Raw genomic sequence first — 12,355 nt, forward strand, 5'->3', positions numbered from 1 at the left:
CTACTTGCGGCGGATCAGGTCGACACGGCCCGTCGAGCGGGCGGCGCCGGAAGCGTGACGGATGGCCTCGACGACGGCGCCGCCTTCGGCTTGCTTGCCGTGCAGAAGCTCGTTGGTCGGGCCCAGGGCGCGGATGCGCTCGCGGTAGCTGACCGGGGCGAGACCCAGACCTTCGACGGTGATCAGGTCGATCGGATAGGGATCGACGATCACGGTCGGCGCGGCCTTGCCGGCGGCGACGGCGGCCTCGACGGCTTCGCCTTGCGCGTCGTCGAACAGCTGGGCGTCGCCGAAGCCGTCCACCCACGCGCCCTCCTTCCAGAAGACGACCTCCCCGTCGATCAGGCGATTGGCGGTCACGGCTTTCATTGGCCCGAACTCATATGCTGCGCAGTGAAGGAGACCTCATCCTTGGTAAGGTTGAGGTCTCCTGAAATTCCAATCTCGGCCATGGCCATGGCCTCGCCGACCATCAGCAGCGCCGGGCCCTTCAGACCCTCGGCGGCGGTCGCCAGACCGGCCAGGGTGGTGAGGATGCGGCGCTCGTCGGCGCGGCTGGCGTTCTCGACGATCAGGGCCGGCGTCGCCCCTGCCCGGCCGGCGGCGGTCAGGCGGTCGGCGATGAAGCCTGCGGTCGAGACGCCCATATAGACGACGACGGTCTGGTTGCGACGCGCCAGGGCGGTCCAGTCCAGGTCGGGCTCGCCGTGGGCGGCGTGGCCGGTGACGAAGGTGACGGCCTGGGCGCTGCCGCGATGGGTCAGGGGCGCGCCAGCGCCGGCGCTGGCGGCCAGGGCGGCGGTGACGCCGGGAACCACGGTGCAGTCGATCCCCGCCTCTCGGCAGGCCGAAAGCTCCTCGCCGCCGCGACCGAACAGGAAGGGATCGCCGCCTTTCAGGCGCACGACCTCCAGACCCTCGCGGGCCAGGGCGACCAGCAACTGGTTGATGTCGTCCTGCGGCAGGGTGTGGCGCGACTTGCGCTTGGCGACGTCGATGCGGCGAGCCTGGGGCGCCAGATCGAGGATCTCGGCCGAGACCAGCCCGTCGTGCACCAGCACGTCGGCGGCCTGCAGGGCCTTCAGCGCCTTGATCGTCAGCAGGTCGGGGTCACCGGGACCGGCGCCGACCAGCGTCACCCGACCCAGGGCGCGTTCGCCCTCGCCGCCCCGAAGCGCGACGAGACGAGGTGCAGCCTTACGATCAGAGGTCGACGCCATGCGCGATCCCAGGTCCTCTATAAGCGTCCGACTGGACGCGCGAAAGCGGCGCGAGCCGCCATGGCCCCGCCGCTGGATCCAAAAGAAATGCGGGACGAACCCTAGGGTCCGCCCCGCCTCTCGCTCACCGATGAAAAGGGCCAATCCATCAGCGAACGCTTGCAAACTGGTCGCGGGCAGGCCAATTCGCAAACAAGGACTTCTGCCGGGGCGTTCAGTAAAACTCATGGAACGACAGACCGAACGGCGCCGCCTTCCGCCTCTCAACGCCCTGCGGGCTTTCGAGGCCGCGGCCCGCCACCTGAACTTCAGCCGCGCCGCCGACGAGCTGTCGGTGACGCCTGGCGCGGTGAGCCAGCAGATCCAGAATCTCGAGGACTATGTCGGCGCGGCCCTGTTCAAGCGCACGCCCAAGGGCCTGCTGCTGACCGACGCGGCCCAGACCGCCCTGCCCGCCCTGCGCGAGGCTTTCGACCGCTTGGCCGAAGCAGCCAGCCTACTCACCGCCGCCGTCGACGGCCGCCGCCTGACCCTGACGGCCGCCCCGTCTTTCGCCGCCAAGTGGCTGGTGCCGCGCCTGGGCAAGTTCGAGCAGGCACAGCCGCAGGTCGACGTCTGGCTGTCGGCCGGCATGGAGGTCGTCGACTTCGCCGCCGGCGAGGTCGACCTGGCCATCCGCTACGGTTCGGGCCGCTATCCCGGCCTCGAAGTCACCCGCCTGATGAACGAGACCGTGGTGCCGGTCGCCAGCCCCGAGCTTCTGGCCGACAACCCACTGGAATCGCCCGAGGATCTGTCGCGCCACATCCTGCTGCACGACGGCTCGCCGGACGCCGACGATTCGTGCCCGGACTGGGCCATGTGGCTGGCCGCGCGCGGCATCAAGGGCGTCGACGGCGCCCGCGGCCCGCGCTTCAACCAGTCGAGCCTGGTGATCGAGGCCGCCGCCAACGGCCGCGGCATCGCCCTGGCAAAGCGCACCCTGGCCCAGGCCGACCTTGACGCCGGCCGCCTGGTGATCCCGTTCGACATCGCGACCTCGGTCGACTTCGCCTATTACGTCGTCCACCCCAAGGCCAAGGGCCGCCTGCCGCAGGTCAAGGCCTTCGTCGGCTGGCTGAAGGACGAGGCCGCCGCGCACGAAGCCGCCCTGCTGACCATCGACAACGGGGCCGGGATCTAAGGCCCGGCATCTGGGCTGGAACGGCGCAGCCAAACCGGCTTAAAGGGGCGCATGATCAAGACGACTCTTACCGTCGACGAGCGCCTCGCTCCCGCCGACTGCCAGACGATGCCCGACGTCCGCCAGGGCGTGGATGCTCTGGACCGGGCTCTGGTGGCCCTGCTGACCGAGCGCCAGGGCTACATGGACGCCGCCGCCCGCATCAAGGCCGACCGCTCCAAGGTGTTCGACCGCGCCCGCATCGAGGACGTGGTCGACAAGGTCAAGGCCGCCGCCCGCGAGGCCGGCCTGTCGGAAGCCATCGCCGAGCCGGTGTGGCGCACCCTGATCGACCGCTGCATCGCCTACGAATACGACAGCTGGGACCGGACCAAGGGCGAGGCGTGACCAAGGAAGAGATCGACAAGCTCCTGGACGAGATGGCCGCCGAGGCCGCGGCCAAGGGTGACGACGACCTGCGTCCCGGCCTGATCTATCTGAGCGACCGGCTGTACGGCACGGAGATCCGCACCGAGACCGTGTCGGCCGTGCGCGGCCAGCGCTATCGCGGGATCCGGGTGTTCGTGTCGCGCGGCTATGACACCAAGGTCATCACCCGCAAGGAAACCGCCGGCCTCGAGGTCGGCGCGTTCGAGGACCTGACGCCGCTCGCCTAGGCCGGCGGACAGCGCGCTTCTCGCACCGCCTTCCAGTTCTGCTTCAGCAAGCTCACGGCGACGCGCCAGGCCGCGTCGCGCGCCTGACCGATCTCGTCGACGCGAGGCGGAACCGGACAGTCCGGCATGACGCCCCGGTCGCGGCGCTCGCCCCGCCAAGGGTGGCGAAAGCGCAGCAAGGGCACGTCCAGTTCGAGCTTCGAATTGGGCAGCACCAGCTCCCAGCCGTAGCCGCTGGTATTGCCGTCCTGGGTTCCGCCGACCTCCTCGCCCACGAAGACGCCGCGCCGGACATGACGCAGCATCGAGGCCAGCTCCGCCCCGCCGGAGAAGGTGTCGCCGCTGATCAGAACGACGAGCCGGCCGCCGAACACCGGCGTGGCCGGCGCCGGACGGCTCATCAGGCCATCGCGGCGATAGAGGCGCCCGTCGACGCCCAAGCGCTGCCCGGCCAGCTCCTCGTCATCGAAAACCACGTGCTCGTATCGACGGCCCGACAGGTCCGTCACCGCAAGCGCTCGTCCGCGCGCCTCGACGGAGGCGTACTTGCGGATGGGGCGGGCGACGAGATGCGAAAAGAGAATGCTCTCGTTCGGTTCGGAACCGCCGCCGTTCTCGCGCAGATCCAGGATCAGGTCGCGCGCGTCGCGCCGATCGATCTGCTCGAACAGCGCCTGGATCGTCCGCTCGAAGCTCGCGCCCTCCGCGCGGTAGCGACGATTGCTGAAGCTGGGCACGGAGAGATAGGCCGTGCGCTCGTCCAGCCAGTCCAGCCGGGCCAGCGGCGAAGGCTCTGGTTCGTTCAGCGCGGGACGGTCGAAATAGCCGATCGCGGCCACCGCCCGCTCGACGACCGCGCCGTCGGCCGTCCGGAGCTTCAGCCGAAACCGCCTCTCCGGGCCGCGCAGGCGATACCGCAGCCGCGCATAGCCCTGGCCGCCCGCCTCGCGCATCGCCCCCGTCGGGATCGCGCCGTCCGTTCCCAGCCCAGCCATGGCCTCCTGGACCAGCGCCTCGACGCCCTCCCCCTGGATCGCCAGCAGGCGGGTTCCGCGCGGGATGCCGGCCGCCTCGCCAAATCCCCGAACGACGAAGACGCCGTCCTGGCTGAAATGCAGGTCGAGCGGCAGGAAACGGCCCTGGGCGCGCTCGTGCGCGACCAGCGCGGCGCTGCGTCGGAGCGACAGGTGCCCCTCACCGGTCCGGCTCACCAGCGGACGCAACACCGCATACAACTGACGGCTGTCGGCGACGCCGGCGACCTGGCGCCTGGCCCGCGCCTTGGCCTGGCTCCAGCTCCGTCGGGATTGACGCCAGTAGATGTCCGGAAGGCCCGCCTCGACGGCGGCGATCGCCAGTTCCAAGTCTTCGCGCGCCTGGGCGGCGGTCAGCGCGATCGACGGCGGCGCCTCGGCCGCGACCGGGCCGGCGACCAGCAAGACCAGCGCCGCCGCCAGACCGCATCGCAAGAACCCTGGCGTCACGCGCCCGCCTCCACTACAAGCAAAATATTGCCACATCGAGATCAGCAATATTTTGCCGAGTCAACCGACACCCGCCTTCCTCGCTCACGTCGCCGCCAATGTGCGCGCGCGCCGGCTTGCCGCCGGCCTTAGCCAGACGGCCCTTTCCAAGGCCTCGGGCGTCAGCCTGCGGATGATCGGCGCCATCGAGGGCGGCTCGACCAGCGTCAGCACCGCCACCCTCGACCGGATCGGCCTGGCGTTGGACGCTACACTGGTCGACCTGGTTCAGGATCCGGCGCTGCCGCGCTCGACCGTCGTGAACCGGCTGGGCTGGCGGGGCGAGCACGGCGGCGAAGGCGTGCTGATGTCGAGCATCGAGGCGCGCCGCGAGGTCGAGACCTGGTCGTGGACGCTGCAGCCTGGCGAGCGCTACGAGGCCGGCGCCGATCCGGCCGGCTGGCATGTGCAGCTTTTCGTCGTCGAGGGGCGGCTGACCCTGGAACTGGCGGACGGCCCCGTCGAGATCTCGGCCGACGCCTATCTGTTCGACAGCGCCCAGCCCCACGCCTTCGGCAATCGCGGCGATCGACTGGTGCGATTCTTTCGGACCACGATCTGCTGAACGACGGGGCGATCAGCCTTTCAACGACCTCAAGGCCTGTTCGTGGACATAGGCGGCGATGTCGAGCAGCGCCTGGTCGAGAGCCGTCTTCACCTCGTCGAGACTAGCCTGGCCGTCCTCCGCGCGCTGGCAGACCTCACCCAGCGCATTGGCCCCGACGCCGCGCGCCGCGCCCTTCACGGTGTGGACCGCGTCACGCCATCCGGGGTGGCCGGGATCCAGCATCGGGGTCCACAGCGCGGCCTGTTCGCGAAACAGGGCCAGCACCTCTTCGATCACCGTGGCGTCGCCCATCGCGAACCCTTCCAGGTAGGCGAAATCCACGGCTCCGCTGATATCTCGCCTGGCCATCGAAAAAGTCCTTGCGCTCTCAAATTCATTGCGTATGTTCCGCGCCTCGCCGCCGGGACGCTTCAGCGCTTCGGAATCGCGAATGGGTGTATAGCTCAGTTGGTAGAGCAGCTGACTCTTAATCAGCGGGTCCAAGGTTCGAATCCTTGTACACCCACCATTCTCCTCAATACTTGATCCGTTAAGAACTTCCCCTCACGGGGAGGCGCTTTCGCGTATCTGCGCTTCGTCCGGGTGCGACGAATATATCCACACCTTCCTGTCTAAATTGGATTGCACTCCCCGCGTCTTAGGGTATGTATCGCGCCTCGCCGTCGGGGACGCGAAAGCGACTTCGAAACGCGAACGGGTGTATAGCTCAGTTGGTAGAGCAGCTGACTCTTAATCAGCGGGTCCAAGGTTCGAATCCTTGTACACCCACCATTCTCTCTTCGAATTCTTGATCTGAAGACGGATGGCCGCGAAAGCGGCCGGCGCCGTTGCTTCGTGCAGCCGCACCAGATCTCAATCGACGATTGTCCGACTGTCGGGCGCCGTCATGGGCGGCCGCTTGCGGTGGCGTTTCACGCCTAGCGTCGCTGATCCTTCGCAATGGATCCCGCGCCATGACCGCCGCCAAACCGCCCTCGCCTCACCGCCTGCCCCTGCTCGTCCACGCCGGCTATGGCGCGGGCCAGATCGCCGGCCAGGTGTTTCGCGACGCCCCATCGCTGCTGCTGTTGTTCTTCATGACCAATGCGCTGGGCGTGGAGCCGGCGCTGGCCGGGGCGGCGATCTTCTTTCCCAAGCTGTTCTGGGGCCTGATCTCCGACCTCACGGTCGGCCTGGTCTCGGACCGCTGGAAGGCCAAGATCCCGCGCCGCCTGTGGCTGCTGGCCGGGGCCGTCCTGGCGCCGGTCGCGCTGATCCTGCTGTTCCACGTGCCCAGCGGCTCGCCCACGGCCAGCGCCGCCTATGTCGCCGGCGCCTTCAGCCTCTACATGATCGTGTTCGGCGCGTTCTCGGTGCCGTATCTGGCGATCGGCACGGAGCTGTCGGACGATCCCACGGAGCGGACGGTGGTGATGGCTTGGCGGATGGGCTTCTCGGCCATCGGCCTGCTCGTCGGCAACGCCCTGGCGCCGGTGCTGGTGCAGACCTGGGGCGGCGGGCGCCCGGCCTATTCGCAGATGTCCCTGGTGCTGGCCGGCGTCTGCGCGGTCAGCCTGCTGATCGCTTTCCTGGCCTCGCCCCGCCCCGTCGTGCAGGCCGCCGCCCAGCCGGCCCTGCGCCTGAAGGCGATTCTCAGCGCCCTGACCGACAAGGCCTTCCGCCCCCTGCTGGGCGCTTACCTGCTGCAACTGATCGGATCAGGCCTCGGCTACGCGGCGATGATCTACTTCCTCAGCTACAACATGGGCCGCAAGGACGCCCTGACCCAGATCGGCATGATCGTGCTGGTGATGAGCGCCGTGGTCATCGCCGCCCAGCCGCTGTGGATCAAGCTGTCGGCCGCCTTCGGCCGCAAGCGGATCTACATCGCCGCAGCCCTTGGCCACGCCGTCGTACAGGCCCTGTGGGGCGTGATGGCCGGCGCGCCGCTGGGCGCGATCTACGCCGTCGTCGTGCTGTTCGCCCTGTTCAATTCCGGCTGGAGCCTGATGGGCTACAGCCTGCTGTCGGACGTCATCGCCCAGGACGAGGCCGAGCATGGCGAAAGCCGCGCGGGCGTATTCTCGGCGCTGTGGACCGGGGCCGACAAGATCGGCTTCGCTCTCGGCGGCACGCTGCTGACCGGCCTCGTCCTGTCGGCCTTCGGCTTCTCCAGCGCCCTGGCGGTGACCGGCGCGGCTCAGCCAGGCTCGGCCCTGGTCGGCGTGGCCATGGCCTTCGCCTACGCCCCGGCGGCGTTCAACCTGGCGGCGGCGGCGCTGTACGCAAAGTTCGGGAGGGCTTGAGAGCCCTGCCAGAAAGCAAAGGGGCCGACGCGGTGCGCCGGCCCCTCAGTCCCGGATAAGCCGTTCGGGCTTTCCGGGACGAGTTGTTTTGCGAACGGGCCTCAGCCCACCTTCACCAGCGTCTTGCCGGTGTTGGCGCCCTTCATCAGGCGCTCGAACTGGGCCGGAGCCGACTCGACGCCCTCGCCCAGGTCCTCGACCTGCACGAGGCGGCCTTCCTTGAGCCAGGGCTCGGCGGTCTTCACCCACTCATTCCAGCGCGGATAGAAGTCGTAGACCACCAGACCCATGACGCTGGCGCGCTTGCCGACGATCGGACCCAGGCCGAACTGCGGCGGCGGGCCGTCGGCGTGGTGGTGGGCCGAGAGCCCGCAGATCACCACGCGGCCGTAGGTCTTCAGCAGGCCGAACACCGAACTGAAGATCGGCAGGCCGACGTTCTCGAAGTGAACGGTGGGACCGCCGTCGGTCAGGGCCTTCAGCTCGTCGACCCAGCCTTCGTTGCGATAGTCGACGGCGGCGTCGAAGCCGTAGCGCTCGACCACCTGGGCGACCTTGTCGGGCCCGCCGGCGATGCCGACCGCCTTGGCGCCGAGGATCCTGGCGATCTGGCCGGCCGTGCCGCCGACGCTGCCGGCGGCCGCGTCGACCGTGAAGACGTCGCCGGCCCCGACCTTGGCCAGCTGAGTGACGCCCGCCCAGGCGGTCAGGCCCGGCATGCCCAGCACGCCGAGATGGTTGGAGACGCCCAGCGACGGATCGACCTTGCGGGCGAACTTGGCGTCCATCAGGCCGACCTGCGCCCAGCCGGCCTCGCCGATCACGTGGTCGCCCGGCGCGAAGTCCGGATGGCCCGAGGCGATGACCTCGGCCACGGCCGAGCCCGGCAGGGTCTCGCCGGGGGCCGGACGCGGCTCGCCCATGTGCCGACCGCGCAGACGGGGGCCGAGATAGGGGTCCAGGGACAGATACAGGACCCGCACCAGCAGCTGGCCGGCGGGCGCGCTGGTCGGCGCGACGCGCTCGACCACCTCGAAATCGGCGGCGACGGGCACGTCCTCGAGCACGCGCTTGAGGACGACTTCCAGGGTTTTGCTCATGACGCAGCTCGCTTCGGCGGGGGCGCGGCGGGCGGCGACAGCAAGCCCACGGCCCCAGGGGTGGGACTCGCGATCGACCCTAGTCAGCCAGCGCAGCACGCGGCCCTTCGATTTGGAACCATCCGCCAGCCGAACTTCGACACCGGACGGTGGGCGCCGGGCCAGAGAGCTGTAAAGCTAGGCTGCGCCAGCCTGGAGAGAGCCTTGGTCGTCCGCCTACTTGCCTTGTCGGCGCTTGTCGTCGTGCTCGCCGCCTGCACGCCGGGCCCCGCCGGAGACCTCTCGCCACAGGTGGCCGAAGTCATCGCCCGCGCCGATGCGAACCGTTCGACCTATGCCGCCTACGGCTGGAACGAGCGTCTCTTCAATAAGCTAGACGTGTCGCGATGGAACGCGCGATTCAGCCACGGCGCCCTGCGACGCGACGAGACCGCCAGCTCGGTGCTGATCGCCGATTGCGACGCCGGCATGGGCTTTGGCCTGTTTGAGGGCGACGAGCAGATCATCAAGGGCAAGGGGATCGCACGCGCCCTGTGCGGCGTCGACGCGCCCAACGTCACGCTGGCCTCGATCCACGCAGGCCAGGTTCCATCACCCCAGGGGCACGCCGACAAGATCCGCCTCAGGAGCCGGTATTACGGCGACCTCGCCGAAAGCACCTATACCGTCGGCGCTGATGGCGTCGTGCTTAGCCGCTCGCTCACCATCGCCACCAGGAAGCTCCGGATGGAGACGCGCGCCGTGGTGATGACGCCCAATCTGCCGCCCGGCGACCTGTTCGACACGTCGACCCTGAACCGTCGCTTTACGCCGGAGCGCTATCGCTACGCGTCCGCCCCCAAGACCTAGTGCGGCTCCTCGCCGCCGGAGACATTCATGCTCTCAGCGGTGATGTACTTGGCCTCGTCCGAGCACAGGAAGGCCACGGCGTCGGCGGTGTCTTCGGGCTTGCCGGGGCGGCCCAGCGGGATGCGGGCGGCCATGGCGGCGAGATAGGCCTCGACCGAGGCCGCACCGGTGACCTTGGCGAAGTACTCGTTCTGCCAGGCGCCCAGGCCTGTGGTCACGTGGTTGGGGCAGACGTTGTTGACGGTGATCTGGTGCGCGCCCAGCTCAATGGCGGCCGAGCGGGTCAGGCCCACCAGGCCATGCTTGGAGGCGGTATAGGCCTGGGCGTGCGGGAAGCCCGACTTGGCCGCCTGGCTGGCGATGTTGACGATGCGGCCGCCCGTGCCCTGCGGGATCATCACCTCGGCCGCCGCCTTCAGGCCGTAGAAGCAGCCCGTCAGATTGACGTCGATGACGGCGTTCCAGTCCTCGGGACGGACCTCCATAAGCGGCTTCATGATGTAGCCGATGCCGGCGTTGTTGACCCAGATGTCGAGCGAGCCGTGAGTTTCCTTGGCATGGTCGGCCAGCGCCCGGACCTCGTCCCAGCGACGCACGTCGCAGGGCCGGATGCTGGCCGACCCGCCGTACTGGCGCAGATCGGCGGCGATCGCCTCCATCTCCTCGGTCCCGCCGATCATGCCGGCAGGCGTAGAAGGATCGACGGAGCGACCGATGTCGGAGACGACCACCGCCGCTCCCTCCTGCGCCAGGCGTCGAGCGATGGCCTCCCCCAGGCCTCCGCGCCGACCGGACCCGGTGACGACCGCCGTCTTGCCCGCAAACCGTCCCGCCATGCTCAGCCCACCTTCTCGGTGACGATGAAGGTGGTGTCTGCCAGGGCCTGGAACTCGGCGGCGATCGCCTGCATCGTTTCCGTCGCGACGTCGGCGCCGAAGGCGTCCATGTCGGCGACGTCGATGATCTCCACGTACTGATAGGGCGGCGCAGCGTCGGTCCCGAGCAGGGCGGCCGAGCGGAAGACCTCGAACTTGTCGATCGACTTCAGGCCGTTGACGGTCGGCAGGTCGCGCTCCTTGGCCCAGGCCTCGTAGTCGGCGACCGAAATGCCGGGCTTCAGGTTGAACAGGGCGACAATCCGCGTGACGGCCATCGGGCGCTCCCTCCGTTGCGGCTCCCATGCCGCCGTGAAGATTTGGAGGCCGCACGCTGGAGCGCCGCACCGAAAGGCGCGAGCGCCGCAAGCGAAGTGACCGCCTACTGGAGAAAGCCCCATGCCCGCACCTGACGACTTCCGCTGGCCGGACGGTTCGCGCCTTGCACTGTCTATCGTCGTCAATGTCGAGGAAGGCGCCGAGCACAACATCCGCGACGGCGACAAGGGCCCCGAGCCGGTCGACGAACTGGGCGCGGTTCCCAAGAAGCCGATGCGGATGCACGGCAGCGAGAGCAACTATCTCTACGGCATCAAGGCCGGCGCGCCGCGCATCCTGCGGATCCTCGAACAGTACGGCATCGAAGCCACCTGGACGGCCGCCGCCCTAGCTCTTGAGCGCGCCCCCGAGCTGGCCGCCGCCATTCGCGCCCGCGGTGACGAGGTGGCAGCGCACGGCTATCGCTGGACCCACCAGTTCTGGATGGACGAGGCCAAGGAGCGCGAGTTCATCACCAAGGCCGCCGACTCGATCGAACGGACGATCGGCACGCGCCCCTCCGGCTGGCTGTCGCGCTACCTGCACACCGACAACACCCGCCGCCTGATCACCGAGGCCGGGTTCAGCTACCACATGGACGACTATTCCGACGACTTCCCGTTCTGGGACCGCGTCGAGACGGCGGACGGCACTTCAAAGCCGATGGTCATCCTGCCCTACGCCATGGACTCCAACGACATGAAGTTCTGGCTGGCCCCGTCTCTGACCGCCAAGGACTGGCTGGACTACGCCGTGGCCACCTTCGACGAGCTGCACGCCGAGAGCCAGGACGTCGGGGCGCGGATGATGAGCCTGGGCCTGCACCTGCGGATCATCGGCCGCCCGGGACGTATCGGCGCCTTCCGCAAGTTCCTGGATCACGTCACCGCCCAGGACGGCGTTTGGATCGCCTGTCGGAGAAAAATCGCCCAGGCGTTCGCTGAGGCCGTGCCGATAGGCGATTGACGCCTATGACCTTTCGCTCGCTGCTCTTCGTGCCCGGGACGCGCCCGGATCGCTTCGACAAGGCGCTGGACGCCGGCGCCGACGCCGTCTGCATCGACCTGGAGGACGCCGTGCCGCCGGCGGGCAAGGCCGAGGCGCGGGTTTCCGCCCTCGCCTTCCTCAGCCAGCCGCGCACCGCCGTGGTCGGCCTGCGGATCAACGGCGTGCGCACCCTGGAGGGCCTGAAGGATCTGGTGGCCCTGGCCGAGAGCGAGGCCCGCCCCGCCTTCCTGATGATCCCCAAGATCGCTGCGCCGGAAGACCTGCTGACCGCCGGCGAGATCCTGCCGGGCCTGGCGCTGTGGCCGGTGGTCGAGTCGGCCGAGGGCGTGCGCAGGGCGTTCGAGATCTGCGCCGCGCCCGGCGTGGCCGGCGCACTCTTTGGAGGCGCGGACCTGTCGGCCGACCTCGGCTCCACCACGGACTGGGACGCCCTGCTGCTGGGCCGTGGCACGCTGATCGCCGCCTGCGGGCGCGCCGGCGTCGCCTCGCTGGACGTGCCGCACCTGAACATCGCCGATCCGGACGACCTGACCGCCTCGACCCTGCGGGCCAGGGCCCTGGGCTTCACCGGCCGGTCCTGCATCCACCCGGCCCAGGTGGCCGCGGTGAACGCCGCCTACACCCCCTCGCCCGCCGAGATCGAACGCGCCCGGCGCGTGGTCGAGGCCTTCGACGCCGCCGGCGGGGCCGCCGCCCTGCTGGACGGCAAGCTGATCGAACTGCCGGTCATCCGCGCGGCCCGCCGCGTGCTCGACCGCGCGCAAGTCTAG

15 protein-coding genes and 2 tRNA genes are annotated in these 12,355 nt (G+C 69.2%); 10 read left to right on the plus strand and 7 right to left on the minus strand.

The window, feature by feature from the left end:
• Window positions 1–369, minus strand: coding sequence for a DUF2849 domain-containing protein (locus P7A99_RS01100; protein ID WP_277792113.1), 369 nt, complete (start codon window positions 367–369; stop codon window positions 1–3).
• The gene (gene cobA / locus P7A99_RS01105) at window positions 366–1,220 is read right to left on the minus strand and encodes a uroporphyrinogen-III C-methyltransferase (RefSeq protein WP_277792114.1); all 855 of its coding nucleotides are present in this window, start codon (window positions 1,218–1,220) and stop codon (window positions 366–368) included. Before cobA ends, P7A99_RS01100 begins: the two co-directional genes overlap by 4 nt.
• Window positions 1,221–1,446: 226 nt before the next feature.
• Between cobA and gcvA the strand changes: the two genes are divergently transcribed.
• The 3 genes from gcvA to P7A99_RS01120 are packed head-to-tail and all read left to right on the plus strand — an operon-like array spanning window position 1,447 to window position 3,059.
• The gene (gene gcvA, locus P7A99_RS01110; protein WP_277792115.1) at window positions 1,447–2,403 is read left to right on the plus strand and encodes a transcriptional regulator GcvA; all 957 of its coding nucleotides are present in this window, start codon (window positions 1,447–1,449) and stop codon (window positions 2,401–2,403) included.
• 51 nt (window positions 2,404–2,454) lie between these two features.
• Complete coding sequence (locus tag P7A99_RS01115) at window positions 2,455–2,790, plus strand: chorismate mutase (protein WP_277792116.1); 336 nt, start codon at window positions 2,455–2,457, stop codon at window positions 2,788–2,790.
• Window positions 2,787–3,059 (plus strand): hypothetical protein, encoded by a 273-nt coding sequence (locus tag P7A99_RS01120; protein WP_277792117.1) that lies wholly within the window; start codon window positions 2,787–2,789, stop codon window positions 3,057–3,059. The genes P7A99_RS01115 and P7A99_RS01120 overlap by 4 nt, the downstream gene beginning before the upstream one ends.
• Here the strand turns inward: P7A99_RS01120 and P7A99_RS01125 are convergent.
• Window positions 3,056–4,591, minus strand: coding sequence for a S41 family peptidase (locus P7A99_RS01125; protein WP_277792118.1), 1,536 nt, complete (start codon window positions 4,589–4,591; stop codon window positions 3,056–3,058). The genes P7A99_RS01120 and P7A99_RS01125 overlap by 4 nt on opposite strands.
• A 4-nt stretch (window positions 4,592–4,595) precedes the next feature.
• On the opposite strand from P7A99_RS01125, the gene P7A99_RS01130 reads away from it, so the two are divergent.
• Window positions 4,596–5,147, plus strand: coding sequence for a helix-turn-helix domain-containing protein (locus P7A99_RS01130; RefSeq protein WP_277792119.1), 552 nt, complete (start codon window positions 4,596–4,598; stop codon window positions 5,145–5,147).
• 12 nt (window positions 5,148–5,159) lie between these two features.
• On the opposite strand, the gene P7A99_RS01135 is transcribed toward P7A99_RS01130, so the two are convergent.
• Window positions 5,160–5,498 (minus strand): Hpt domain-containing protein, encoded by a 339-nt coding sequence (locus P7A99_RS01135; RefSeq protein ID WP_277792120.1) that lies wholly within the window; start codon window positions 5,496–5,498, stop codon window positions 5,160–5,162.
• A gap of 84 nt (window positions 5,499–5,582) precedes the next feature.
• Between P7A99_RS01135 and P7A99_RS01140 the strand changes: the two genes are divergently transcribed.
• The 3 genes from P7A99_RS01140 to P7A99_RS01150 all read left to right on the plus strand — a co-directional run bounded on the left by P7A99_RS01140 (window position 5,583) and on the right by P7A99_RS01150 (window position 7,435).
• Window positions 5,583–5,658 (plus strand) — tRNA-Lys (locus P7A99_RS01140).
• A 187-nt stretch (window positions 5,659–5,845) separates the two neighbouring features.
• Window positions 5,846–5,921: transfer RNA gene (locus P7A99_RS01145), tRNA-Lys, on the plus strand.
• A 182-nt stretch (window positions 5,922–6,103) separates the two neighbouring features.
• On the plus strand, window positions 6,104–7,435 hold the full coding sequence (locus P7A99_RS01150; protein ID WP_277792121.1) for an MFS transporter: 1,332 nt from the start codon (window positions 6,104–6,106) through the stop codon (window positions 7,433–7,435).
• 101 nt (window positions 7,436–7,536) lie between these two features.
• Here the strand turns inward: P7A99_RS01150 and P7A99_RS01155 are convergent, their stop codons facing one another.
• The gene (locus P7A99_RS01155) at window positions 7,537–8,535 is read right to left on the minus strand and encodes an MDR family NADP-dependent oxidoreductase (protein WP_277792122.1); all 999 of its coding nucleotides are present in this window, start codon (window positions 8,533–8,535) and stop codon (window positions 7,537–7,539) included.
• 204 nt (window positions 8,536–8,739) lie between these two features.
• Between P7A99_RS01155 and P7A99_RS01160 the strand changes: the two genes are divergently transcribed.
• A complete protein-coding gene (locus P7A99_RS01160; RefSeq protein ID WP_277792123.1) occupies window positions 8,740–9,384 on the plus strand; it encodes a hypothetical protein in 645 nt (214 codons plus the stop codon).
• Here P7A99_RS01160 and P7A99_RS01165 read toward each other — a convergent pair.
• Window positions 9,381–10,220: an SDR family NAD(P)-dependent oxidoreductase gene (locus P7A99_RS01165; protein ID WP_277792124.1), complete on the minus strand. Its 840-nt coding sequence runs from the start codon at window positions 10,218–10,220 to the stop codon at window positions 9,381–9,383. The two genes, P7A99_RS01160 and P7A99_RS01165, sit on opposite strands and share 4 nt — an antisense overlap.
• Before the next feature lie 2 nt (window positions 10,221–10,222).
• A complete protein-coding gene (locus tag P7A99_RS01170; RefSeq protein WP_277792125.1) occupies window positions 10,223–10,537 on the minus strand; it encodes a hypothetical protein in 315 nt (104 codons plus the stop codon).
• Window positions 10,538–10,658: 121 nt separating this feature from the next.
• On the opposite strand from P7A99_RS01170, the gene P7A99_RS01175 reads away from it, so the two are divergent.
• Window positions 10,659–11,543, plus strand: coding sequence for a polysaccharide deacetylase family protein (locus tag P7A99_RS01175; RefSeq protein ID WP_277792126.1), 885 nt, complete (start codon window positions 10,659–10,661; stop codon window positions 11,541–11,543).
• 5 nt (window positions 11,544–11,548) lie between these two features.
• On the plus strand, window positions 11,549–12,355 hold the full coding sequence (locus P7A99_RS01180; protein ID WP_277792127.1) for an HpcH/HpaI aldolase/citrate lyase family protein: 807 nt from the start codon (window positions 11,549–11,551) through the stop codon (window positions 12,353–12,355).

It is taken from the genome of Caulobacter endophyticus, assembly GCF_029543245.1.
Taxonomy (GTDB): domain Bacteria; phylum Pseudomonadota; class Alphaproteobacteria; order Caulobacterales; family Caulobacteraceae; genus Caulobacter; species Caulobacter endophyticus_A.

Excerpts from the sequence above, each read along its gene's own strand:
- P7A99_RS01100 (WP_277792113.1), bottom strand. The coding sequence starts at position 369 with ATGAAAGCCGTGACCGCCAATCGCCTGATCGACGGGGAGGTCGTCTTC.
- cobA (WP_277792114.1), bottom strand. The coding sequence starts at position 1,220 with ATGGCGTCGACCTCTGATCGTAAGGCTGCACCTCGTCTCGTCGCGCTT.
- gcvA (WP_277792115.1), top strand. The coding sequence starts at position 1,447 with ATGGAACGACAGACCGAACGGCGCCGCCTTCCGCCTCTCAACGCCCTG.
- P7A99_RS01115 (WP_277792116.1), top strand. The coding sequence starts at position 2,455 with ATGATCAAGACGACTCTTACCGTCGACGAGCGCCTCGCTCCCGCCGAC.
- P7A99_RS01135 (WP_277792120.1), bottom strand. The coding sequence starts at position 5,498 with ATGGCCAGGCGAGATATCAGCGGAGCCGTGGATTTCGCCTACCTGGAA.
- P7A99_RS01150 (WP_277792121.1), top strand. The coding sequence starts at position 6,104 with ATGACCGCCGCCAAACCGCCCTCGCCTCACCGCCTGCCCCTGCTCGTC.
- P7A99_RS01155 (WP_277792122.1), bottom strand. The coding sequence starts at position 8,535 with ATGAGCAAAACCCTGGAAGTCGTCCTCAAGCGCGTGCTCGAGGACGTG.
- P7A99_RS01165 (WP_277792124.1), bottom strand. The coding sequence starts at position 10,220 with ATGGCGGGACGGTTTGCGGGCAAGACGGCGGTCGTCACCGGGTCCGGT.
- P7A99_RS01170 (WP_277792125.1), bottom strand. The coding sequence starts at position 10,537 with ATGGCCGTCACGCGGATTGTCGCCCTGTTCAACCTGAAGCCCGGCATT.
- P7A99_RS01175 (WP_277792126.1), top strand. The coding sequence starts at position 10,659 with ATGCCCGCACCTGACGACTTCCGCTGGCCGGACGGTTCGCGCCTTGCA.
- P7A99_RS01180 (WP_277792127.1), top strand. The coding sequence starts at position 11,549 with ATGACCTTTCGCTCGCTGCTCTTCGTGCCCGGGACGCGCCCGGATCGC.